Origin of the sequence: Parageobacillus galactosidasius (genome assembly GCF_002217735.1) — a bacterium.
Classification (GTDB): domain Bacteria; phylum Bacillota; class Bacilli; order Bacillales; family Anoxybacillaceae; genus Parageobacillus_B; species Parageobacillus_B toebii.
The window spans coordinates 1572316-1596093 of sequence record NZ_NDYL01000001.1 but is presented as its reverse complement, the minus strand read 5'-3'; the positions used below and the strand labels follow the sequence as shown (position 1 = coordinate 1596093).

Sequence of the window (23778 nt, the reverse complement as noted above, 5' to 3'; positions counted from 1 at the left end):
TTGCAGATTACCGTATAGTGAAAAGGATTTTCGTAAAACACATAAGCGGTATAGCCTTTATATTTAAATGTTTTGCATAAATTTTGCAATACTAAACACCTCACAAAAATCTAGACATTAAAATTCATCATTTCAACAGCCTCTAAAATGGGATTTTTAAATTCATAAACTCCTTCCGGCAATGGTTCTACCATAAGTGTTTCGCCAAATTTCTGTACTTTATCATTAAGCCAATCTTTCCAATTTTCCACAGTAACATCATCGCCTGTAATGTCTTTCAAAAATGGAAATTGTTCTAATAAGTATGGCTTGCATTCTTCGGCAGCTCTTGGCAACTGATGAGTAAACAAATTATCACCTGTCATGTAGTTTAATATGTCATAGATGCCTTCCATATGTCTTAACGAAACCAGCTTGCCTGTTGTTATGGATAATACATCGCCGATATGAAATTGTTTAGCCATAAAGAAATCGCCTCAATAATAAGAAATATTATAATGTTTTGACGTTAATATGATTTTTGATAAACTCCTGAAACTCAGGTGGGTTCTTTTTCTTGAGCCAATTCACATAAGCAATATTGTCAGCCCCATAATGACCGGATCTTTTAGAAGCAGGGACTTCTTTGATAAATTGTTTCCATAACTGAGTATGAGCTTCTGGATATGCAGTTGCAAATGTATTCGTAATAAAGATAGCTCGATCAATAGTCATGCCCATCATACTAAAACCACCTCTTTTTCAAGTTCTAATGACAATTGATTTTCATCGGTTAATGCAGAAAAGATATGTGCTAATACCCCATTTTCCACAACATAGATGTAATTTTTATAGAGATATTGGCCATCCGGCAAAGATACCGGATCGCCAACATAAAGTTTTTCCGCTACAGCTTCACATAATAGTTGAATCATCTTGTTATTCCTCCTTACCTGCTTCTACTTCTTCTTCAGATTGTTTATATATATCTAACTGAACGTCTGCTTTGAAGTCTTCAATAATAACTTCATCATTTGGATTTAATGTTGGCATTCTTACCGGTAATACTAAATCAAGATTTTGTTTATCATCATTTAGCGGCCGAATTACAATCGGTTTATGCATATGCAAGAATTGCAAACGAATGACTGAACCTTTTGGATAACGATCAATCGAATCTTTCAATAATTTTGGACTTACCGCAAGTTGAATGTTATCGCCTTCTCCATTGATCAATAACAAGTCTTCAACAAGAACGCCGTTTTCATTTTCTTTTGACATTAAACGGAATTGTTTATCTTGAGGGCGAATCTTTAAGATAACCGGATCATTTGGATTCATAATATTTGCATGCTTTAGCATTTCTGATAAATCTTCCGCTTTTAATTGAATTTCTGTTACACAATTTGTTGGAATTAATCGTTGAATATCTGGATAGTTTTGACCAATTAAACGAGTATAAATTTTGGAATCATCCATTTCATATATCAAATGATTTTCCGAGAAATAAACAGTAACATGGCCAGCATCTTTCAAGTGCTTCATCACTTCGTTAATTGTTGATGCAGGAACAATTGCATCGATCTCTGATACATCTGCATGTAAATCATGTTCAATGTATGCTAAACGTAATGCATCTGTTGCTTCTAATCGAAATACTTTATCTTTCACCACATGATGAACGCCAGTCAATGCCGGCCGAGTTTCACTAGAAGATGTAGCATACACCGTTTTGTCATACAATCGGCTTAACACGGTTGGATCAATTTTGAATGAAACTGTATCTTTCAGACGAGGGAATTTTGGAAACTCATCACCTAGCAACACATTAAAGCGAAATTCTGCACGTCCTGACTTTAATATTACTTTCTTATCTTCAATAACCATGCGAGTTGTTTTTCTTGGTAGCGAATTCACAATCGAAACAAATCGTTTATCAGCAAAAACAACACTTGCTTCTACCCCATCTACTACTGTAAAATTCTTTCCTTTCTCATCTCGCTGTACTGTCACTTCTACACCATAGTTGCTATTCATCGCACGAGCAGTAATGCGATCTGATGTAATATGCATATAAATACCTTGCATAATTGGAATCGTAGTGGTTTTTGCAGTAGCACGTTCTACTCGACTTACTAATTGACGAAGCACGTCCGTTTGAATATCCAATGTCATTACTACTTTTAATTGTTCTTCCACTTGTTCATTGATTTCTAAAATTTCTTTTTCCACTAATGCTGTTGTCATATGTTACACCCTCCATTCACAGGTATGTATTTGTTATTATTCGTTAATAATCCCTTTTTGCTTTAAATAATTTTCTACTCGCCATGCTATATCTTGATCAACACTTTCATGATCATTATAAATTTCTTTTACCAATTCAATAATTAGCTCATTAGTTGTTTTTTCAATCTTTCCCTCTTCTTCAAAACATCTTAAATTTTCTTCTACTTGACGCATTAACCATAACACTTCAATAGCATCTAGATCTTTCAATTCATTAGGAATAGGATAAATAGCCTTTGCAAAAATACCTGAATCCACCAGCCAATTTAATTCAGTGTCAAATTGATACCCCTGTTCTTTTAACTTTTGATCGTTAATTTCAAACAAGACAACTGCAAAACTCATCTTATTCCCTCCTATTATGAGCAACATTCTATATTGTTAAGCACAAATAAATCTGTATCGAAGCCTGCCTTTTTTGTCTTTTCTAACGCTTGCAAGTAGGCGGTACAATCTCCAACAGCTTCTACATACCAAGCCAATTCATACCCTTCGCTTTTATGCTGCAAATACACTTTATACAATTGATTGCTCATACGATTGTCACTCCTTCTTCCATCCATCCTTCTTCCAAAATCATATAACCTTGCTTTACGGATTCATCAGCGGCGGGACCATAATTCATAAAGAAAAATCCACCTTTAGGCCCTTCTGCATCAATATACTGACGACAAATACGATTCCAATCTTCTTGATGAATCTTAATCTTTTTCGGATCAATCGTGGCTTTTTCATTCCAACCTAATGAATAATACCATTGCAACAATGCATCGGTGACGTTTTCTTTTGTCACTTCTGGAAATGGAGGCATTTTCACTAATTGAGGCATATATCATAACTCCTCTCCATTGTTGTTTTCAAAGAGGGGCATCAGAACAAAGCCAATGCAATTTGCCCCTCTACTACTTTCTCCGATTTCTTCACGCCTTTGTTGAAGGATTTAGCATCCTCAATGACTTTAATCATTTCATCAAAGCGTTCCATATACGCAATTAATTCATCTGGTGTCATGATAGAAGAATCAGATTGCTCTGTTACACTCGAAATAATACCTTTGGCAATCTTCATGACAGTTTCTAATCCGCCTTCAATCGGATTCACTTCATAATGTTCATAATCCTCATATTTAGCTTGTTGCATTTGTTCATAAGATTGATTCATGCGTTGGAAACGTTCATGAATCGTTTCAAAGTTATCTAATTTCCCTTCTCCAAGCAATTTCTTCGCCAACGCATTCATACCATCATCAGATTCAGACATGGCTCGCAATCCTTCTTCAGAGAATTTACCTTGCATCGCCAATGCGGCGTCAATCTTCTTCGCAATAATCTCTAATACATCAGATTGAATTGTATTTTGATACACCATGGTATATACACGAACTGGTTGTGTTTGCTTGATTCGCCAGCTTCGTCTTGATGATTGCATGTAATCATAGCAGCTGTAATCCATTTGATAATACACAATGGTCGGGAACTGTAACAAATCCAATCCTACTTTTACTAGTCTTGGATTGGTAATCAATACATCCCAATCATGTTGTTTCATCATATCTTTCAACCATTGTTCTCGATCTTTCGAATTAGCTGGCATTTTAATACCATCATAAGAGCCGGAAGAACGAAGAATGCCTACATTATATCCAAGAGCTTTTAGTTTATCATACAGATATGCATCCACTTGATTAAACGCACTAGCTCCTGTGTACTTCACATAAATCAATACTTTTCGTTTTTCTTCTTTGACTTCCTTCTCTAGAATTTTTGTTAGTTCGATAAATTTAGGTGGCGTAAAAGTATTTGGATCCATATTAACCGGTCTTGCAACAACAAATTCTTTTCCATTATCATCTAACATAGTTAATTCAGATGGAAAATTCCATGGTGTATCTGCATATTGATACATCGCATTAATGTAAGTAGAAACATATTTCATTCCACCAAAGAAGGAATTTTGCCGCATCTTATTTCCAATCTCTTCTTCTAATTGATCATAATTTCTTTGATGTTCATCATTCATAGGAACAAATACTGGAATTTCCTCATATGGAGGCAATGCATATCCAAGATCCGCTAATTCTAGGAATACGCAATTACTCATTAAATACAACGGAAATAAATGTGGAGATATACCAGGGCGTTTATTTTGCCCTGCTGCTCTCATTTGACCTTGATCATTTTCTTTAAATTTCTTTTCAAATACGCCATAACGTTTGACAAATAAGTTTTCATCTTTATACGTAATGCTTTCTTTACGAAGTTTCTTTGCATCCAATCGAGCTAACAGATAGAAAATGTCTGAAGCCATTCCGCCGATCAAAGTGCCGGTTAATAAAATTTGCTTTTCTGTATGATTAATTAACTGACCAAGAGCTTGACCAACAGCGGAATCTCCAGATTTATACTCATGTACTTCGTCAGCAATCAAGTAAGTAAAGAAACCTCGACGCAAGAATTTATTGATTGCCCATGCTGGAGAAATCTTGCGTTGCTTAGAATCTAACGGCAACTGTTCTGGTTGCCATAACACAAAACCGCATGGCTGCTCTTCTTTCGTTGGATCAATGACTCGGTGTTTTGGCAGATACTTTGTTTTTACTGTATTATTGCATACATAGTTTACAGCTTTGATTTTATTTTGCCATTTCTTCCCTACTTTTTGTTCAAAGAAGTGGATGTCTGCCGCTTTTCCACGTTCTGCAGTTAATAAACCTCCACAAGATGGACAATGAAAACCTGTTTCACTCATTCGCAATTCTACATGAGTAGATCCATATGGACGATGGTATTCCACTTTTTGAAAGCGGAAGCGAGGAGCTTTCGGCAGCGCAGTTCCTTCTTTTGCCGCTTCCACAAGTTGTTTTTCATATAAAGCCTTTTGCGCTTCTAAATCTTTCCCACCATATCTCCAATCTTTAATTGGTGCTTTTGGATATGTATGTTTCGGCAATTCGCTACTCATGACGTAGTACTCAATTTTCTCTGGACGATATGGCTTTTCTTTTAGTTTCAATACATCTGTCCAGTGTTTGATTTCATATACTTCACAATTTGGAATTCGCTCTTTGATTTCACGCTTCCATTTTTCCACCATAATTGCTGGACAGAAAACTAATGCTCGATATGGTTTTGGATATCGAGTATTATGGATTACTGCTTGAGCAATGTAAGGCGCAACGGCTCCCATCGCCGTTTTTCCGGTTCCCATTTCTCCGATGATAAAGCAGTATTTATCTTCTTTTAGTGTGTTAGCTACACCCATGACTGCATCTGCTTGCGGAGGAAATAAACCGGTAATCCCTTGTTGATTTGCATGCAAGTTTACATCATAAAACGCTGGATGATGTTTATCTCTTTGTGGATCAAAACGAACACGAATGTTTTCTTGGATTCGTTCGCCCAACTCACCAGCAAAGTGAGTTAAATAATCATCTAGTGTTTCGCATTGATCTAATACTCCCTGTACTCGACCATCTTCCATAATGGCAAAATCCAATTCATAAGAAGCAATGCCTTCGGAAATGATGTCCTCTAATTGAAATTCTGTTACTTTTAATAAACCAGCTTCCAATTGATAATTGGATCCAAATGTATAAACATCTAATGGTTGATATAAATTCTTTTCGATTAATTGATCTACGATGTAATCTTTCCATTCTGGAAGCATTGGTGTTGCATAACGATCATATAACACTTTGTAGATTTGCGTTTTATAATCTCCATCCCAGGCCAAGATTAATTCTGCAAATTCATCCGGCAGCGGTGATGGATCTTCTCCTGCATCCAGACGTTTTCTTTCTTCTAATTCCCATTGTTGACGTTCTTTTGTTGAAGGTTGCGCTGCTTTTGATACAATTAATAAATGAACGAGATCATCAATTTTTGTTTGATATTCATCATAAGAATTCTTCTTGTTATGTGCGTAAATAGTGCGTCTTAATACTTCTCCTGTTCGTTCGTTATTAGGCGGTGGAACAAGCCGCCCAACTTTACCATCTTGCATTAATGAAGCAATTTGATCTACATCTGCTTTGGCACCAATTACACTAACCAAATAAACCGTACCTCTGCGATCTAATACAATTAAGTCGCAATAAGCTTCTTTATCACCAATTCCTCGTGGACCATATAATTCAATCTTATGTAAATCAGGGCAGTGTTTCACAGTAACGACCTCCTTTACATTAATTGATGAAACACACCATTACGATCCAAATACTTAACCGAAATGTGATAATACTCCCGCTCTTTTAATGTCTGAATCCCTTGTTCATCTTCTTCTATTGTTTGTTTTGTCATTTTCAATGCGGTGCCTTTCACTAAATGCTGATCTGGTCCTTTTCCGATATATCCATTTAGCAATCCACTAGTTAATAAAAGCATGATATGTCCTTTATGTAGAGGCGTTGGAGTTACAGGATCTTCTTGCGTCAATGTTTGTGTATATGTATTCTGATAGTTCTCAATTAACGAAGATCGTTTTAGCATTGTTAATGCTTCTGAAGCAGTAACAGGACCAATGCGGAAGACATCAATTGCTTCGATGGATTGAGATGGTACTGTATATAATGGTTCTGATTGAATTTCTAATACAGGGATTTCTTTATAAGGAGTTAATTTCGTTTCTGCTAATAAAATCGCTTTTGATTTATCTTCTTCTGTTTTCTTTGCTTTCTTTCTCGCTAGGATAATACATTTTCGATAATGCTCATATTCATCATCATCTAGCCGGTAAATTCGAATATCCTCATAATAATTCACCAATCTTGTAGTAATAGCTTGATCAATCAATTCTTTTGGAGTAATCATTACTAAAATGCCATTTGGCATCAAACGCTCAGTTGCTCTTGTCAACAAGAAATAATCGTAACGCAAAGACATCATTCGTCTTTCTTGCTCTCTTAATGCACGACGAAACGCAATTCGTCTTTCTTTGACTGCTTTTTGTAATTTCTTTTCAAATTCTTCATTTCGTTTTTGAATTGCCTCTTCGGATAACCCTTCTTCTCCAAAATCAATTTGATTATCCATTGCTTGTTGCGCTAACAATCGTTGCCGTTCTTCTTCTTCAAAGTTAGGTTCCACAAAAGGATCTACTACACTAAATAGCTCATCCAGCAAAGCATATTCAATTATAGGATGAACAACTACTAATGAAAAAGCCTCCTTGGACATTTTGCCTTCTGCTTTATAAGAAGCTTGAAACACCTTATGGTATTTATATTTTTCACGAGCAGTTTGCACATAAAAACTGTTTTCATCGACTCCAAATAGATAAGTTTCCCCTTGGTGCCTTTTTGTTAAATTGTATAAAAAACGACCATCATGACAACGAAAATCTAATGCAGTAATTGGCTGATCTTCTGGGAATTTCAAATATGTAGATAATGCTACTGTGGCATATTCGGATAGCGGTTCGTTAATATAACGTGGATACACTCATCATCCCTCCATTTTTGTAATCAGTTATATACCAATATGTCTTTTAATTCCAGATAAATCATTTGAATTAATTCAGCAGGAACACCATTATGTAAGTATGCAATTGCGTTTCCAAGCTTTTTCCCATGATATACCTTAGTATCTGTAAAGAACACTCCATCTTCTGTAACGCTTTCTGTAATGATAAAAGGAATAGGAAGATTCAAATCATATGTACCTCGTTCATTTTGTTGAAATCGAATGACAACTCGATACCATTGATCATTCAGGAGAATACGCTTGTGAAAAATTTTAAATCGATCTGTTGCTCGCAAATCCAAATACCAATCATTCATTTTTAACGCAGGAAACGTTCGTCTCGGTTCAATGTCTGTTAATAAAAATGGCGGACGATTGATTAAATAAGCACTCACTAACTCCATTTTTTCACCTCCTTAAATAAAAATGTAACACAATACAAATCAATAATATAATAACAGGAGCAAATTGGTCAATATAATCTCCAATTTGCTCCTGTTTTCTTTATTTTTATTGCGTTTTTATTTTTTCTTGTATATATGATCTTAATTCTTGAACACTTTGGAAACCGATTGGTTCTAATCCAACATCATAATACATAACATCTAAAATGACTTCAATTAATTGAGACTTAGTAATAGCGCATCCTCCGTTTAACTGATTGTTAGCAGAAAAATTACGAATAAATTCTACCAACTCTTTATTGTGCAAATCAAAGTTTGATTTCCACGCACTAATACCATATACTTCTGATGATATATCCGTTCTTGCAATTTTCTTTGCAGAAGATGACAATGAGTTCGTTGAGATGTTGTTTTCTTTTGACTTCGCAACAACAGTCGTCTCTATTTGTTTAGACTCAGATTTCGGTTCAGCTGCAATTGTAGATGCATTTATCTTTACATCTTGCAATTTCTTTTGTTGATGGGCTAACCGCATTAAATCTTTTGCACTTGGCATTATCACGACCTCCCCACAATTCACTTCATAATTACATTATAAACGAAATGGAATTGTGGGGTAAATATTTTAATAAAAAATATTTTTTAATAAAATTACTGATTAGCTGCTGTCGGTGTTCCATTCTTTATTTGATTTAATTGTGTTTGTAAAATTTCTTTAAGCTTTTCTAATTCATGAACAGCCAATTCGTTTAATGTATTGAATGGGCGAAGAGTTTGAGATACGATTTGATAAATATATTGTGGTTGAACTCCCGCTTGTGTTAAGGAAATCATCATTTGATTAATTTCCTGTTCAAGTCCTTCACGACTATTTCTTGCTTGTTCTACATGCTGAACTTTCTCCATTTCTTCTCTGGAGCAAGATCCAGAATGATAGCCCATATTATCTAATGCACGGCCAACCGCTGATTCTTCTGCGTTTTCCACCCAAGCATTCTTATCGGCGCCATAACCGCCAGCAATTGATAATGAATGTCCTACTCCATCTGCTTTTGTTAAAATACCGATTGTCGTCATAATAATGCCAACATTGCTTGGTGTTGCTTTTTGCGCTAATTCTGCTACTTTCTCTAATACGGCTGGTTCTAATTGCTCAAAAACAGATTTGTCTTTCCAAATCAAGGCTCCCATTAACACATAGCTGGATGAATGTGAAGCGTCTGACAATTGAATCGGAAAAATAACACTATTTGGATAATCTTTTCGTAAACGCACTTTCCGTTCTTTTACTGTTTCGTATTTTGATAAGTCAAAGTTATTATATCCCTTTGTATTTTTGTTAAAAGCCATTTTATCCTCTCCTTATTCTTCTTTTTCGGAGTTGAGATAATTCATAAAAGTATGCTCATCGTGATTAACAATATCAACAAACAAATCAGGTTCACCCGTATATGAATAATAATTATTTGTTGTTCCGTCAAGATGTTCAATATCATGATCTTTTGCAAATTCTTCAGGAATTAATACAATTGCATCTTCTCCAGACAAATATTTATTCAATACTTCCATATCCTCTTTTGGAACAATGCGCACTTTTGCCATATACGAACACATCCTTTCATTTTTCTTGAAGATTGACAAGACTATCAAACTACTTTTCGATGAAATGGAATGATATTTTTTTGTGATCGCTGATTCTTCGCTTTATAAAGATTTAACTTCTCTTTGATAGCATCATAAGAAACAACAAATAATTCAGAAACTTGGCGTATAAATATATCCAATTGAATTGGATCATCAATTGTTGCTAATACTTCAATTACTTTCTGTAAACGATCCGTTTGAAAATGATTAATCATTGTATAATGATATAGTATTTCATCTTGTGTTTGCTTATAAATACGATTGATTTTCCATTGTTCAATGGATTGCATATGCTTATGAATGTATTTGCTTAACCCTTCATTCCATAATCCATAATGCCAGCATAAATCATCAGGATCCATGCCTTCTGGAAGCGGCACAATAAAAGTTTGCAACCCTACTTTTTCTAATACTTTTGCATCCCTTTCAGAAGCAATCAAGCCTGCTTCATCTGCATCTCTCATCAAGATAACTTTTTCTGCACCCGCTTGTTTTAGCAAGCGAGCTTGATGTTCTGTCAAAGCAGTACCCATTGTTGATACTGTATGTTGCGCACCACTTCGATGCAAACTAATCACATCTGTATAACCTTCAGTAACAATGGCCGTTCTCCATTGGCGAATGTAATCTTTAGCAATATGTATGCCATATAAATGATGTCCTTTTACAAAATGCTCTGTATTTTTCAGATTAACATATTTCACAATTTCAGGTTTTCCCTCTTGTTTTCGTTCTTGATTAAGTACTTCTAATATTTCTTTTGAAAATGGAACACGGCCAGCGAATCCAATAATATTATCATAAATATCATAAATTGGAAAAACAATACGATTTTTCAAATTAGAAAAGATTTCATGTGGAATTTCTTTTGCATAACCAAGTTTCCAGATTTCAATCTCTAAATGTGTAAAACCACGACTAGACAAATAAGATAAAGCTTTTTCATTAGTCTTAATCTGCTCGTGAAACTCATTCGCTGCTTGTTCACACAAGGATACCCATTGCTGGTAACGATATTGTTTTTGTTGTTCTTGAGGATTCATTGCAGGAAGCGGTGTATTCGTTAAAGAAGCGAGATACTCCACCGCTTGAGGAAAAGTAAATTGATTTACGTGCTGTACAAAACTAATGACATCAGAAGAATTTACTTTACTATGATTTGATGAACCAGCACCACAAGCATGACAATAAAATGTATTAGTCTCTGGTTTAATTTGCATGCTTGGATGATGGTCATCATGAAATGGACATTTGGCCAAATAATTATATCCAATACGTCGCACCTCGGTGTACTGTGAAGCAATATCCACCAAGTTAGCTTTCATCTTTAACTCCTCTAAAAACTCTGGCGGATAATAACGACCCATATAGATATATGCACCTCCTTTTACTTCCCAAAGCACGCCGACAGGCGTGCTAAGCCATATTGCACGCCTTATTCTAATCCTAAAACATAACGAAATATGTCATTAATATGTTTTACAAGTGTTTCTCGGAATTGTCTGCGTCCTAATGCTAAAGCATGGTTTGGTTGATCTAACCATGTATCTACAAAATGAATAATATTCTGTTGCATAATCCGCAGACGTTGAGGATCTAATTGATGCTTCTCTTGTGTATCTTTTAGCTGTTGTTGTAATAATTCATTTTGTTCATTTAAACGTTTGATCTGTTCTAATAACCGGTTACGCTCATCAATCAATTCTTGAATCAGTTTTTTATTTTGAATAGTCGATAATTGTTCAGATAAGTCTTTTAAATAAACAATATTCTGTTGAATGGTTTCATTCATTACAGCTAATACTTCACGATCTTCCCTTGTCAACAATTGTTCAGCACTTGCAACGTTTTTAGATTCTTTTAAGAAACGCTCAATTCGCTCATCTAATGTTAATGGTTTTTCTTCTAATAATGGCTCAGTAACAGAATGAAGTTTCGGAAAATCTGGTATTTCTTCATGGGCAACAGATACAGGTTCTTTTGTTTCTTCTGTTTCAGGAATCGATACATGTTGCTCCTTCTCTTCTTTTTCTTGTTTCTGATTCTTATCCTCTTGATGATCAGAATTTGCAGTATTTGTTTGATCAGCAACATGAGAAGATAAATCCTTTGTAGTCTGTTTTAGTGTTCTTTCTAACTCTTTTTTAAACTTTTCAATTTCATTCAGATTAAATAACTTGGTAGATGAAGATTTAGAATCAGAAACTTCTTTTACTTTATAATATTTTGTATTGTGTTTGCCTCGCTTTGGAAGAGGGATTAATGAGCCATCATTGACTAAGTTTGTAATATGATAATGAGCAGTAGGAATACTAATATTAAAATGCTTTGATATTTGTGATGCAGATAATTGAATTTCATCTGTTCCATTTTGTTTCACTAAGTCTTTTATATATTCATAAACATCTTCTTTCATTACTTTCTTAGCAGGTGCATTCATAATAAAGCTCCTCTCCATTCCCTTGTTTCTTATTATCATGTATAACCATATTCTATTTCTATTATACGTAAGAAACAAGGGAAAATCATCACTTTGCACCTGAAATCTTTAACTTTTTCGATAAATTTTCAGGAATTTCATCTAAGAATCGAGAGGGCTGATACATTTGAATGCCTTTACCATCTAATCGTGAACGTTGTCTTACATGAGTCAAATACAATCGTTCTTTTGCTCTGGTAATTGCTACATAAGCAAGACGCCGCTCTTCCTCAATATCTTCAGGAGCTTGGCTTCTCCAAGAAGGGAAGATATTCTCGTTGCATCCCACTACAAATACAACCGGGAACTCAAGACCTTTACTAGCGTGAATTGTCATTAAGCGTACCACATTGGATTGTTCTTTTGTTTCTTCTTGATAATCAGAAACCAAAGACATTTCTTGCATAAATTCCTCTAACGTTTTATCTGGGTTTTCAGATTCATATTGAGAAACCAATCGTAAGAATTCCTCCAAGTTATCTAAACGCTCATGACCATTTTTTTCTTTTGTCGCACGTTCTCGATACATTTTCATCAAACCGGAATGCTCTAATACATATCGTACATACGAAGACAAAGAACGTCCTTTTTGTAATTCTTCTTCAAAGTGATCTAATGTATCTAAGAACGTTTGAATTTTCCCTGCTACTGCTTTCTTGATAGTCGGAATATCACGTACACTTTTCAATGCACGATAGACACTTACATTGTGCTCATTTGCATATGCTTCAATATGTTCTTGAGAAGCTTCTCCAATACCACGAGATGGTTTATTTAAAATCCGCAGCATAGCGGCATCATCTTTTCGGTTATAGATTACACGTAAATAAGATGTTAAATCTTTGATCTCTTCTCGCTCGAAAAAGCTTGTTCCACCAAACACTTTAAATGGAATGAAGTTGTGAACAAAGATTTGTTCAAATGGAGCAGACTGAAAACCATTTCGATACAAAATCGCAAAATCTCCCCATTGATATTTGCCACTCATGACTAGTTGCTTCATGGCAGCTCCAATATAAGCCGCTTCTTGATATTCATTTTCCAATTCTACAATCTGAATTGGCTCTCCCGGTTCTTTATCGGTTCGCAATGTCTTCTCCATTTGATTTGTATTGTGTGACATTAACGCATTTCCCGCTTCAACAACATTGCCAACAGAACGATAATTTTGTTCTAATTTGATGACTTTACATGGATCAAAATGATGTTTAAAGCTTAAAATGATTCCAATATCGCTACCACGAAACTTATATATGGACTGATAATCATCCGTTGTCTTGGAGTGTTCCTCAAGCGGAAACACTCTCTCTACTGCTTTCACAGTAGACGAGACCATCTCTTCACCTTTTTCAGGTGCTCGGCGCTTCGAGGAAAGGAGTTTCACCTTTCCCCTACCCCATAACGGGTGGTCGTTACACCTTCCCAACATGCGTATCTCACGACATGGCATGTGGGCTTGGCACGGTGTTGCCCACCGACCTTTACGGTTTGGGGTTCCACCGTTAGCAGCGTGTTTTCTCACGCCACACCCTGCAAGTACAGGTTCACCGAGTTTAACGTGAGCTAATGACTAACCCACGACAAAGATATTAAATTGAGGTTCTGCTAATTTCACTAATAATTGAAATTGAGCAGGATTTGTATCTTGATACTCATCACAAAGGATATATTCAAATTTGTTTTGCCAATATTCTGCTACTTCCGGAAACTCATCCAATAAAGTAATAGTATTCATAATGAGATCGCCAAAATCCATTGCGTTAGCTTCTTTTAACATCCGTTGATATCGGTCATAAACTTGAGCCATAACTTGTTCAGTTTCTGTTTCAGCCTGGTTATATAAACAATATTCTGGTGTATACAACTTATTCTTTGCTTGATCAATGTAATGCATGGCTAATCCAGGTTTATATTTTTCACCTAGATTCATGATTTTATAAATACGTTCAATAAGTTTAAGCGCATCATAAGAATCATAAATGGCAAATTTACAGCGGCCATTCTGATCTTTTTCATAACCAAGCAAATGTCCATGTTTACGCAAAATACGCACACACAAGCTGTGAAATGTTCCCATCCATACTTGATTGGCCATATCTTCGCCAACTACTTTAGCCAATCGTTCTTTCATTTCACGAGCTGCTTTATTTGTAAATGTAGCACAAAAGATGCTCCCAGGCTTGACACCATTAGCCATCATATTTGCAATTCGTGTAGTCAGTGTCTTTGTCTTTCCTGATCCGGCGCCGGCGATCACTAATACACGACCATCAATGGTCATGGCCGCTTCACGTTGCTGATCATTTAATTCTGCCAACATTTGAGCAACTTGAAACACATTAACTCCTTTTGGCATTTCAAGAGTTGATTGCATTTATGTATACACTCCTTATTACTTATTTTCACTGTTTAATTTTTCAGCATTAATACCAAAATATTCAATATCTCGTTCGGAAATATATATTTTTTCTCTCTCTGATAAAGATAATAAAACTTGCTCCAATAACTCTAATTCTGATTTCTTCTGCGATAATTTACTTTCAAGAAAAAATGTATCTGAAAATATACTTAATCTTGGATTTTTAGGAGCACGCATAAATAAGCGAATAAACCATGGTTTTGAATAATACTTATTTGTTTCGTTTTCATACTGTATATATTCTTGTTGCATTTTATTATCATACTGTTCAATTTCTTTTCTTAATCGTTTAATTTTTTGCTCAACGTAAGGCCGAAAGTCTGTTACACTCATTGGAATAAGCATATGATTAACCTCCATTCAACATCATTCATCTAATACATGAGGATTCAGTATCAGCAATAAATCTTCGTTAATTTTAAAACTGTCATCTATATACTCTCCTTGTGTTAATGGCATTTGTTTTACAATTTCTTTTGCTTCTTCCAATGAATATGCTTCTACTTCAATTTCATCAGACATCATCCATTGCACTGGAATTACATATCGTTTCAATTTATTTCTCTGTTTTTGTTTGAGCATGGACGGCCCCCCTTTATGTATGTATGGAAAAGTGGGCCACAAAATGTGGCCCATTATGAATTTTTTGCCGCTTCAAATTCTTTTCGCAAAGCCGTTTTGGCTTGCTCAATAACTTTGTATTCATGATACAAGTCACGAACACCATTACCCGCTATTTGGTTTAGATAACGTTTTTCTGCGGATTCATATTTCTCTAATGCTTTTTCAAAAACTTCTTGCATTTTACCTATATTTGGCATATCAATCACCTTCCAAGAAATATTATTCTATTTTACTTTCGCTTGTAAATTTTTCTTTCAATGTTGAACAAAGAGCTTTCATGTCATCTAAAGTAAATACTAATACAAATTTAATATCTTCATCTGAAGGAGTTTTATCTTTATAATCGTAAGTTAATTCCTTTGTTTGTAAAGAAATTTGAGAAGCATGATAAGACACAATTCCTGGAATCATTTCATCACAAAGTTGAATTAATTCTTCTTTTGTTTTATTGAGTGTCATGAAGATTCCCCCTCTTTGATTTTTATAACTTTTACTGTAATATCAATTTTAAGTGCTTTTCGATATCATCAAACGAATTACCAGAAGCAAATGCTACAATTTGAATATCTGGATTTGATTTCAGTTTTAAATTCTCATCATAGGCTTTTTGATAATAGTTCATTTTCTCCTCAAAATTTGATGTCTTATTGATAATTACTTCTGCGCCATCAATGTTTGGAATACGAACCGCTATTCCAATATACGAAGCATTATTTTTCAAAGCGGCTTCATAACAATCCTGCAAATTTTGTAGAGTAGACAATGTCATTGTTTCACCTCCTTTTAGCTTGTGAAATCAAAACTGGATGTAATTGCAATAATTGTTGATAGAGCTGTTCAAATGTTTGTCGAATATCCCATTGTGCTTCTTCACTTGTACGCAAATTGATCAAATGATAAGCTTCCCATAAATCAAAGTTTGCTACTACACGACGATGATGAGCATTGATGACAACATAATCCGCTAATTCAGGATAACCTGAATCTAAAATGGTTTCATACATTTCTTGGGACAACGCAGCGATTTCTTCTACAAGATGGCTTAATCCGGCCTCTTGAATTCTTGGTGGAATCGTAATACCGAAGTATGGTGTTGGACGATTCCAAGTAAAGTATGTTTTGCGATTATGGCGAAGCAATTGATGCCAGTTGGCTTCAGATACCAAGAATTCCACTGTGTATTTCACTTGATGGAATTCTTCTGGCGGTGTATCAAAGTGTTGCATATTATGCAATAGTTCTCGAACTACTTGTTCTTTTTCTTCTCTTGGTGTTCTTATTGCTATTTGATATGCTTGCTGATATGATTCATTACAATACTTTAATCGCCATAAAGCATATACTTCATTCAATGCTTTTTCTTCTGAATCGATATTTATAATACGCACTCTTGGTTGACGTTCTTCAACTGGAAATGCTGGTTTGAATAATGTTTTTGCTTTCTTCGCAACATACTTTTGATAATCCGATGGTGTAGCATGACGCAATAGCACTGGCAATACTTTCGAAATTTCTGTGCGAATTTGCTCAGCCATTTCACGAACTTCTGGATAATCAGAAACACCGAGTTTGGCCAAACCATCTCGCCATGCACGACCATTTGCTGTCATTCCTAGTTGTGTATACATAGCCAATGGCAATACATAGCGAGCATCTTCAAATGCCAGTTTTTCTAAAGCAGTTAATTTTCTATCAATAGCTTTTGTATCATCTTTCGCTTCAAGTTCTTTATATTCATCAGAAAATACAAATTGTTTCTTTAAATGCGTATAAACACCTTCAATAAGTAATTCAAAATTATCAAATGCTTTATTAAAGAATTCTTCAACTTTATCAGCCAATCCAGCTTCTTTTTTGCCTTTCAAATTAATAAATGGATTATGCCAATCTCCACGTTTTGGTTTCTGATATCGTTGAGAGTATTCTGTAATTGATAAGAATGTATTGCTAAGTTCCAATTCTGAACTTGCAAGTCTTGACACTTTTTCAATACCGATATGTGCCTTTGCGTGTTCAGCCACACTGGAATGACCATACCCAACTGTCCATTTTTCATGAAACTTTTTCGCTTTTTCATCCAGCTTCGGAAATTCTTTTGCAGCACCTACAATCGATAAATCTTCTTCTGCTAACGCTTGACGCAAATGTTCTTTAAATGATTTTGGTGATCGTGACACCCAGGCAAATAATGTTGCAATAAATTCTTCCGGCAATCCTGTAATCGCATAAATGTTACCATCTACATTCGAAACATATGGAGAAATATCTACTTCTTTCGTGGATTTTTCCAATTCGGCACTTTTCGAAGATTCTTTTTTTGATCCAGTTGCTTTAGAGCTACTTTGCTTGCGATTCCGATTTTTTGACTTTGTTTCTTCATGTTGTTCCACTACCTCTTTCTCTGTTGTTGCCAATATTCCTCACTCCTTTAATGATTTCTTATGTATTCTCCCATCCCAATGAACAGAGAAGGATAAAGCATGTGGGGGGATAAAGGGAGAGGATATATGATGTTCCCTTCTCTGCTCATTGCGATGGCTGCAAGATTAACTTGCAGCACACTTGTCTTTATAATCTTTGATAATGTTATCATAATAACGAACAATGGATTTACTGCGATCTTTTGTCTTAAATAAGTTCACTACTCGCTGTATAGGAAGAGCATAAATAGGATCTTCTCCATCTGTTAATTGTACTCGAACCAATTGAATATTAGGAGCTTCATACAACCATTTTGCTTCTTCAATATTTTTGATAATGGTTTCACCAAGAATTACACCATAAGCAATCAATAAAACAGTGGTGTCTTCTGTTACATTATTTCTTAATAAACTCATGATATGTTTATCAATTTGTGCAAGGGTTGGCCGAGTATATCCTGGCAATAAATCATTTTTAATAATTTGTGGCACTACTTTTTCTCGAATTTCGCTGATCACTTCTTCATAATCATTTAAAAAATCGTTTACTTCTTTCATTTACAATCACCTTTCATTATTTCAAGTCATTGAATACACTAATATTACTTCCACCCTGATAATATTCAGGTTTTTTACCTTCATCAATCTTTTCACCGGCAGCGACTAATGAGACTTCCAAATCTTTTGTTACATCAACACAAGATTGTCCTTGTCCATTTAACACTTCCATCTTGATTTCTCCACCTGGCTTAATGATGAATTTTACTTCGTGACGTTGCATGATAATTCCTCCCATCTAACATTTTGTCCAATTGGTAATTGTAAATATTGTGTAGCATCATATGAGAAAACAGTAGCGTCATTTAGATTTTCTATCCAACCAATATCGTTATTCCAATATCCTTCATCAGAAGCAATTACAAAACTCTTATTCATTTTGCATCAAAGCTCCTTCAAGTCAAAACAACTTGATAATATAATATCAATTATCTAATACTTGTTATAATTTTAACAATATATTTTTGTCATAGTGGGTGCAGAGATAAACTCCAAGCATGACCAAATTCAAAATAATATCCGTGTTTATGTACAAGCTTTTCAAATTGTTCATAAATATTATAAGATCCGTTATAACCATTTAGCTCATTATATAAGCTTCCTTCAAAAGTCATGGTTACTGTATCAGGATTGGCGTATTGAACATAATCAAAAACATTTATATTAGTTTCTAATCCACGTTCTGGGGTTAAACGCTGATTGTTGTAATAGATACAGACATCAGACCATAATCGATTCTTGACCAAGAAGAAAACAATATCCCGAACAATTTCCTCATTTTTCAGTTTTTGATTCATGAAATGATCACCCTTTATAAAATTTAAACTACCTTCCCCATCTCCAAAATATTATAGAGATGGGGATTAGATATTTCATTATGCAAATTGAACAGCCAAAATCTCGATTTCACCATTTTCATTTACAGTAATACTATCTTCATCTACATGCCAACGATTTTCTTCACATACTTGTAATACGTGATATTTACTATGAAGCTGAGAAATTTTATCTGTAAATTGCTTTTGACCAAATGGAATTTTAAACCAATCCGCTTGTAATTCTAATTCATTGGTTTTCTCATTACGAACCCAACCTAAAGGTAGCAATTCTCCGTCTTTCATCACAGCTAATTCCGCATGACGTTTTTGACCATACCAGTCTTCAATCACAACATTTTCTCTGTAATCCAAACCCATTTCCAATAAACCACGTTTGACATAATCCATGTTTTGCACATTGCAAGTATAAACAGCAAAATGACTCATAAAAATTCCTCCTTTAAAATAGATTATTGTATATCTACACGAAGCTCCTTTGCTAACTTCTGTACTGCTAAACGATAAATATGTTTTGTATCTTCGTCACTTGTTAAATGTTCAGGAGCTTCGTTTAGTAATTGCACAAATTGAAGCAAACGCCCAATATGATAATCATGATTTGGACGTAAATGACGTTTAAAACCAACTGCAATAGATTCCACAAGGGCATCTACAAAACGGCTATTTGATAAATTAGGGGATCCTAAATCTGATTCTTTTGTTTTAAATACATTTAAAATTTCTTGTTTCAATTGTTGCACACGAATTTCATGCATCATCGCTTATCACTCCTCATGAAATGAATGCATCAAATATTTCCTAGCAATCTTTTTTAATAATTCCGCACGCTGTTTCTGACTCTGTATAATTTGTTGATAAACATCAGACGGAACTTGTTCCAATTCCTCTTTCGTATAATTTTTCTCAATAAGAAAACGCAAATCCCGTAATAAATTTTCCATATTCCGTACTAGTGGATCTTTGATTATCTCTTGATAAACAACCAAGTGTCCTACTTCTTTTAAAAAGCGGCGATATAATTGTTCGAATTCCTCCAGTTCATCTAACGCCAAAGTAATAGACATTTTCAAATACTTGCGTTTCTCCATTTGCTGTTCATGTTCTTGAAATTGGCTTAAAACTTCGTAGATCTTCTGCTTTTCTTGTTGTGGATCATATGACATATATTCACCTCTATTCCCCTAAAATCAAGTCATCTTCATCAAAATCAATGGATAGAGATTCGTGATCATTATCTTCTTTAGAAGATCCATGCAAAAACTTATGTTCTTCAGAAGATGCACATTTTGCAGAAGTTTTAGCCCAAGAACGCAATTGACGAACCAGATCAGCATTTCGAACAGCAAATGGAACCATTTGTTCAACTTGCTCTAAAATATCCTCTTCTGTTATGTAATGTGTTTCACGAAGCCCTTTTCTAAATTCTGCATAAGCACGTCTGCCGGCTTCAGCAATTACCTGTTCAATTTCAGCACCTGTGAAATTTTTCATTTCAACAGCTAATCCTTCAATCTGATATGTAGTGAACTCATCTGGACCACTAGATTCATATACAATTTTATAACCACGTTTTTGAAGGTGAATTTTTAAGATTTCTTCTCGTTCCTTTTGATGTGGCAAAGAAACAAAGAAAATTTCATCAAAACGACCAGCACGAGTTAATTCAGGTGGCAACTTCGTAATATCATTAGCTGTGGCAATCACAAATACAGGGGCTTCTTTATCAGATAGCCAAGTTAGCAACGATTGAACCACACGAGATAGGGTACCACTATCAGAACGATCAGAAGATGCTACTCCCGCCAAACCTTTCTCGATTTCATCAATCCATAAAACGCATGGAGCAACAGATTCTGCTAGTTTTAATGCTCGATCGATATTCTTCTCAGATTGCCCAACTCGGCTATCCATAATATTGCTCATGCTCATCTTTAGTAATGGTAGATTCCATAAGTGAGCTAATGATTTAGCTATGAGACTCTTACCAGTACCTGGCACTCCAACTGCAATCGCACCCTTCACCGGATCAATATTATATTTCCGTGCTTCCGGTTCAAATGCGTATTTTGCATCTTCCAACCATTCTTTGAAGATGTCCATTCCGCCGACATCTTCCATTCTTCCTAGCTTTGTAACATACTCTAATAATCCTGTTTTTCTAATTACTTGCTCTTTCTCTGCTACAATTTCTTCTAATACGATCTTTTTATTCTTTGCAACAGATTTTTTCAATACATTTACAATTTCTGTTTTAGTCATTCCAACTAAAGCATGAATAATAGCTTCCCTTTCTCTGCCTTCCGGAACTGGAAGTCCTCTATTACGCAAGAATGCTTCCATTCCTTCTAATTCCTCAATGACTTGTTCTCTTGTTGGCAATTCATATTCCACAACGGTAATTAATTTTTCCAATTCCGTTGGAATATTTGTGTATGGAGAAATGAGTAATAATGGTTTATATACATTTTGTTTTGTTTCCAAAATATCTCTTAATGCACGTTTTGCCTGATAATTAGTCCAAATATCATGGAAATCCTTTAATACAAAGACAGCTTGCTTATCATACTCCGCAATGTGATTCATTAATCGAATCGGATCATAAAGATTTTTTACTGCCACATCACCACTTATTAGATCCCTTAATCCGGCAGTAATAGACCAAGTATACGCTTCGTATCTTTTCACTTCAATAAGTGATTTTAAATCTTCCAGGAATCGTTCTTCCTCAAATGTATTTACCAAAATAGCTCTTCTTCGAGAGTTAAATAACATTGAGATTTCTTCCATTCCAGACAATGATACAGTATTAGCTGTACTCATCAACATGCCTCCCCTTCCATCAGTAATCTCCTAAAAGGACGCCGACAGGCGTGTTAAATTTCTAACTCAATGTCTGCGAATTGATGATAAATTTTCTCTTTCTTCGCTTGTTGTTTAGCTTCTTGTAAAATCGAAAAACGATTCTCGCAAAATTGGCGAATTTGTTCTTCATAATCTGAACTAGACTCATCAATGGCTTGCAAGAGTGCTTTATCTTTAATAGCTTGCGTAATCATAGAATAACGAAAGTGTGTATTAGGAAACTCTTCTAATGACAAAGTCGCATTTTTAATAGTGATCATGTTTCGGAAATCTGTGTCTGTTATATTCATGTCGATATATTGAAAAGAATCAATGATGTAAACTTGATTCGATTGGGGATCATAATACGCATAAAAGTAATCATTTGTATTTTGAACAAATTGTTCTGTATATGAAGGTAAAATCAACACATGTTTTAGCCAATAAGTAACAGTTAATTCAGATTTAGGTTCAATTTCTATGCTCTCAAAAGTGCCAATCTCTGTTTTTGTTCGGCTATCTATAATAAATCCTAAACCATTTGATTCAACACTCTTCTTTTGTAATGGGTAGATTTTATGAACATAATACTGTTTTGCAATTTCTTGATAAACACGAGTAACATATTCAGAGAAACGTGGTTCATCTTCTAAAGATATGTATTCAGCTGAATTTACTATGTCATATAAAATTTGTTCCAATATTTCGACAGGAATCATAATAGTGGCACGATATTTATTAAAAAGTGTTCCAGTTAAGTAAATTTCGTTTTCTATGTTATACAATTGCAAACGCAATTGCTCTATTTCTTGCGTTTTCATATCCATAACTTTTATTGGTTCCAACACTAGTTTATCAACTTTGCTGACATCAATATAATGTGTTTCTCCGGTTACAGGATCTTTAAATGGCATTACTTATACACCTCCTAACAGTTTCATTTCTTCTTGTCTTTTATAATATCTTCTGTAACATCTTTCACCACAAAAGCGGCCAAAATATTTTGGTATTATATGACCACAACATTTACATGTTTTATTCTTTTCTACCATGGTCATATATTCATGTGGTGTGAAATAAACTAATACTCCTCGTTCAAGAGTTGCTTTGCAAAGAACTATACGCTGATTGCTGGATCCAATAAACCAACCATCATGCATGGTTTCATGCGTCGTTAAACGCTTATCCGCTTGATAATCTCCATCAATAATCCAATCCACATATTCCATTAATTCTTTAACATCATTAGGAGTTAAAATAATAAATTGAGTGCGATGCATTTCTCTTGAATAAGCATAGGAATAATCCATTAAATGATTGCGCATGGCATCTCCATACTTCGGAATCCATGTAAATTTTAATCCATATTTCATCAAAGTATCCACTTTATATGCAGTATACAAGATGATATGAAAGGTTGGATCTATCTCTTTTAATTTTTTAGCCACTTTTGTAATGGCTTTGGCCTGCAATATTGGCTCCCCACCACAAAAAGTAACTTGTCGGTTCCAGGCATCTCTATCGATCATTTCTACACATTCATCAACCGTCATTTCCCTATACGGTCCTTCAAATGCCCATGTAGTTTCATTAAAGCAGCCTTCACATGGGCTAATCACACCACGAATACAGCCTTTTGTAAATAATTCTAATCGCTTTCCTGGACCAGCAGTAGTCGCATCTTTTGTTACGCCGATAAATCGTAATATATCATACATTTTAAACCATCTCCGGAATTATGTATTGTGTTACACACAAATATCATACAATAAAACATAGGGAAAAACAATAGAAAAATGGCGTATTTCAAAGAAAAATGAAAT

General features: G+C 34.8%; 32 protein-coding genes. All 32 read right to left on the bottom strand.

The window, feature by feature from the left end:
• Positions 1 to 110: 110 nt before the first annotated feature.
• Positions 111 to 464, bottom strand: coding sequence for a DUF7736 domain-containing protein (locus tag B9L23_RS08465; RefSeq protein WP_089097346.1), 354 nt, complete (start codon positions 462 to 464; stop codon positions 111 to 113).
• A gap of 28 nt (positions 465 to 492) precedes the next feature.
• Entirely contained in the window at positions 493 to 723 is a 231-nt protein-coding gene (locus B9L23_RS08460) for a hypothetical protein (RefSeq protein ID WP_245842324.1), read from the bottom strand.
• The gene (locus B9L23_RS08455; protein ID WP_089097345.1) at positions 720 to 914 is read right to left on the bottom strand and encodes a hypothetical protein; all 195 of its coding nucleotides are present in this window, start codon (positions 912 to 914) and stop codon (positions 720 to 722) included. The genes B9L23_RS08460 and B9L23_RS08455 overlap by 4 nt, the downstream gene beginning before the upstream one ends.
• 4 nt (positions 915 to 918) lie before the next feature.
• A complete protein-coding gene (gene dnaN / locus B9L23_RS08450) occupies positions 919 to 2226 on the bottom strand; it encodes a DNA polymerase III subunit beta (protein WP_089097344.1) in 1308 nt (435 codons plus the stop codon).
• 36 nt (positions 2227 to 2262) lie between these two features.
• Positions 2263 to 2613 (bottom strand): hypothetical protein, encoded by a 351-nt coding sequence (locus B9L23_RS08445; RefSeq protein ID WP_089097343.1) that lies wholly within the window; start codon positions 2611 to 2613, stop codon positions 2263 to 2265.
• Positions 2614 to 2627: 14 nt separating this feature from the next.
• Positions 2628 to 2804, bottom strand: a complete 177-nt coding sequence (locus tag B9L23_RS20410; protein ID WP_169712542.1) for a hypothetical protein — start codon at positions 2802 to 2804, stop codon at positions 2628 to 2630.
• Complete coding sequence (locus B9L23_RS08440; RefSeq protein WP_089097342.1) at positions 2801 to 3097, bottom strand: hypothetical protein; 297 nt, start codon at positions 3095 to 3097, stop codon at positions 2801 to 2803. Before B9L23_RS08440 ends, B9L23_RS20410 begins: the two co-directional genes overlap by 4 nt.
• 41 nt (positions 3098 to 3138) lie before the next feature.
• Positions 3139 to 6432 (bottom strand): DEAD/DEAH box helicase, encoded by a 3294-nt coding sequence (locus B9L23_RS08435; RefSeq protein ID WP_089097341.1) that lies wholly within the window; start codon positions 6430 to 6432, stop codon positions 3139 to 3141.
• A gap of 14 nt (positions 6433 to 6446) precedes the next feature.
• On the bottom strand, positions 6447 to 7706 hold the full coding sequence (locus tag B9L23_RS08430; RefSeq protein ID WP_089097340.1) for a DUF6094 domain-containing protein: 1260 nt from the start codon (positions 7704 to 7706) through the stop codon (positions 6447 to 6449).
• A gap of 23 nt (positions 7707 to 7729) precedes the next feature.
• Entirely contained in the window at positions 7730 to 8131 is a 402-nt protein-coding gene (locus B9L23_RS08425) for a hypothetical protein (RefSeq protein WP_089097339.1), read from the bottom strand.
• Positions 8132 to 8237: 106 nt separating this feature from the next.
• Complete coding sequence (locus B9L23_RS08420) at positions 8238 to 8687, bottom strand: hypothetical protein (protein WP_089097338.1); 450 nt, start codon at positions 8685 to 8687, stop codon at positions 8238 to 8240.
• Positions 8688 to 8782: 95 nt separating this feature from the next.
• The gene (locus B9L23_RS08415) at positions 8783 to 9481 is read right to left on the bottom strand and encodes a hypothetical protein (RefSeq protein ID WP_089097337.1); all 699 of its coding nucleotides are present in this window, start codon (positions 9479 to 9481) and stop codon (positions 8783 to 8785) included.
• 12 nt (positions 9482 to 9493) lie between these two features.
• Entirely contained in the window at positions 9494 to 9733 is a 240-nt protein-coding gene (locus tag B9L23_RS08410) for a hypothetical protein (protein WP_089097336.1), read from the bottom strand.
• A gap of 44 nt (positions 9734 to 9777) precedes the next feature.
• The gene (locus B9L23_RS08405; protein ID WP_089097335.1) at positions 9778 to 11142 is read right to left on the bottom strand and encodes a DNA primase; all 1365 of its coding nucleotides are present in this window, start codon (positions 11140 to 11142) and stop codon (positions 9778 to 9780) included.
• Positions 11143 to 11210: 68 nt separating this feature from the next.
• On the bottom strand, positions 11211 to 12215 hold the full coding sequence (locus B9L23_RS08400; protein ID WP_089097334.1) for a winged helix-turn-helix domain-containing protein: 1005 nt from the start codon (positions 12213 to 12215) through the stop codon (positions 11211 to 11213).
• An 88-nt stretch (positions 12216 to 12303) separates the two neighbouring features.
• Positions 12304 to 13575: an ATP-dependent helicase gene (locus B9L23_RS08395; protein ID WP_169712541.1), complete on the bottom strand. Its 1272-nt coding sequence runs from the start codon at positions 13573 to 13575 to the stop codon at positions 12304 to 12306.
• Between the two features lie 249 nt (positions 13576 to 13824).
• Complete coding sequence (locus B9L23_RS08390; protein ID WP_089097332.1) at positions 13825 to 14628, bottom strand: ATP-dependent helicase; 804 nt, start codon at positions 14626 to 14628, stop codon at positions 13825 to 13827.
• A gap of 18 nt (positions 14629 to 14646) precedes the next feature.
• Positions 14647 to 15018 (bottom strand): hypothetical protein, encoded by a 372-nt coding sequence (locus tag B9L23_RS08385; protein ID WP_089097331.1) that lies wholly within the window; start codon positions 15016 to 15018, stop codon positions 14647 to 14649.
• A gap of 21 nt (positions 15019 to 15039) precedes the next feature.
• Complete coding sequence (locus B9L23_RS08380) at positions 15040 to 15255, bottom strand: hypothetical protein (protein WP_089097330.1); 216 nt, start codon at positions 15253 to 15255, stop codon at positions 15040 to 15042.
• Positions 15256 to 15308: 53 nt separating this feature from the next.
• Entirely contained in the window at positions 15309 to 15494 is a 186-nt protein-coding gene (locus B9L23_RS08375; RefSeq protein ID WP_089097329.1) for a hypothetical protein, read from the bottom strand.
• A gap of 22 nt (positions 15495 to 15516) precedes the next feature.
• A complete protein-coding gene (locus B9L23_RS08370) occupies positions 15517 to 15756 on the bottom strand; it encodes a hypothetical protein (protein WP_089097328.1) in 240 nt (79 codons plus the stop codon).
• A gap of 31 nt (positions 15757 to 15787) precedes the next feature.
• The gene (locus B9L23_RS08365) at positions 15788 to 16066 is read right to left on the bottom strand and encodes a hypothetical protein (protein ID WP_089097327.1); all 279 of its coding nucleotides are present in this window, start codon (positions 16064 to 16066) and stop codon (positions 15788 to 15790) included.
• 4 nt (positions 16067 to 16070) lie between these two features.
• Positions 16071 to 17711 (bottom strand): FAD-dependent thymidylate synthase, encoded by a 1641-nt coding sequence (locus B9L23_RS08360; protein WP_089097326.1) that lies wholly within the window; start codon positions 17709 to 17711, stop codon positions 16071 to 16073.
• Between the two features lie 132 nt (positions 17712 to 17843).
• Positions 17844 to 18275, bottom strand: a complete 432-nt coding sequence (locus tag B9L23_RS08355) for a hypothetical protein (protein ID WP_089097325.1) — start codon at positions 18273 to 18275, stop codon at positions 17844 to 17846.
• A gap of 16 nt (positions 18276 to 18291) precedes the next feature.
• The gene (locus tag B9L23_RS08350; protein WP_169712540.1) at positions 18292 to 18498 is read right to left on the bottom strand and encodes a DUF2997 domain-containing protein; all 207 of its coding nucleotides are present in this window, start codon (positions 18496 to 18498) and stop codon (positions 18292 to 18294) included.
• 244 nt (positions 18499 to 18742) lie between these two features.
• The gene (locus B9L23_RS08345) at positions 18743 to 19072 is read right to left on the bottom strand and encodes a hypothetical protein (protein ID WP_089097323.1); all 330 of its coding nucleotides are present in this window, start codon (positions 19070 to 19072) and stop codon (positions 18743 to 18745) included.
• Positions 19073 to 19150: 78 nt separating this feature from the next.
• On the bottom strand, positions 19151 to 19540 hold the full coding sequence (locus tag B9L23_RS08340) for a DUF1257 domain-containing protein (protein WP_089097322.1): 390 nt from the start codon (positions 19538 to 19540) through the stop codon (positions 19151 to 19153).
• 23 nt (positions 19541 to 19563) lie between these two features.
• Positions 19564 to 19872, bottom strand: a complete 309-nt coding sequence (locus B9L23_RS08335; RefSeq protein WP_089097321.1) for a hypothetical protein — start codon at positions 19870 to 19872, stop codon at positions 19564 to 19566.
• Between the two features lie 6 nt (positions 19873 to 19878).
• Positions 19879 to 20277 carry a hypothetical protein gene (locus B9L23_RS08330; RefSeq protein ID WP_089097320.1) on the bottom strand — a complete coding sequence of 133 codons (399 nt, stop codon included), beginning with the start codon at positions 20275 to 20277 and terminating at the stop codon, positions 19879 to 19881.
• A 10-nt stretch (positions 20278 to 20287) separates the two neighbouring features.
• Entirely contained in the window at positions 20288 to 21934 is a 1647-nt protein-coding gene (locus tag B9L23_RS08325) for an AAA family ATPase (RefSeq protein WP_169712539.1), read from the bottom strand.
• A 53-nt stretch (positions 21935 to 21987) separates the two neighbouring features.
• Positions 21988 to 22869 carry a hypothetical protein gene (locus B9L23_RS08320; protein ID WP_089097318.1) on the bottom strand — a complete coding sequence of 294 codons (882 nt, stop codon included), beginning with the start codon at positions 22867 to 22869 and terminating at the stop codon, positions 21988 to 21990.
• Between the two features lie 3 nt (positions 22870 to 22872).
• Positions 22873 to 23673 (bottom strand): 4Fe-4S cluster-binding domain-containing protein, encoded by an 801-nt coding sequence (locus B9L23_RS08315; RefSeq protein WP_089097317.1) that lies wholly within the window; start codon positions 23671 to 23673, stop codon positions 22873 to 22875.
• Positions 23674 to 23778 lie beyond the last annotated feature (105 nt).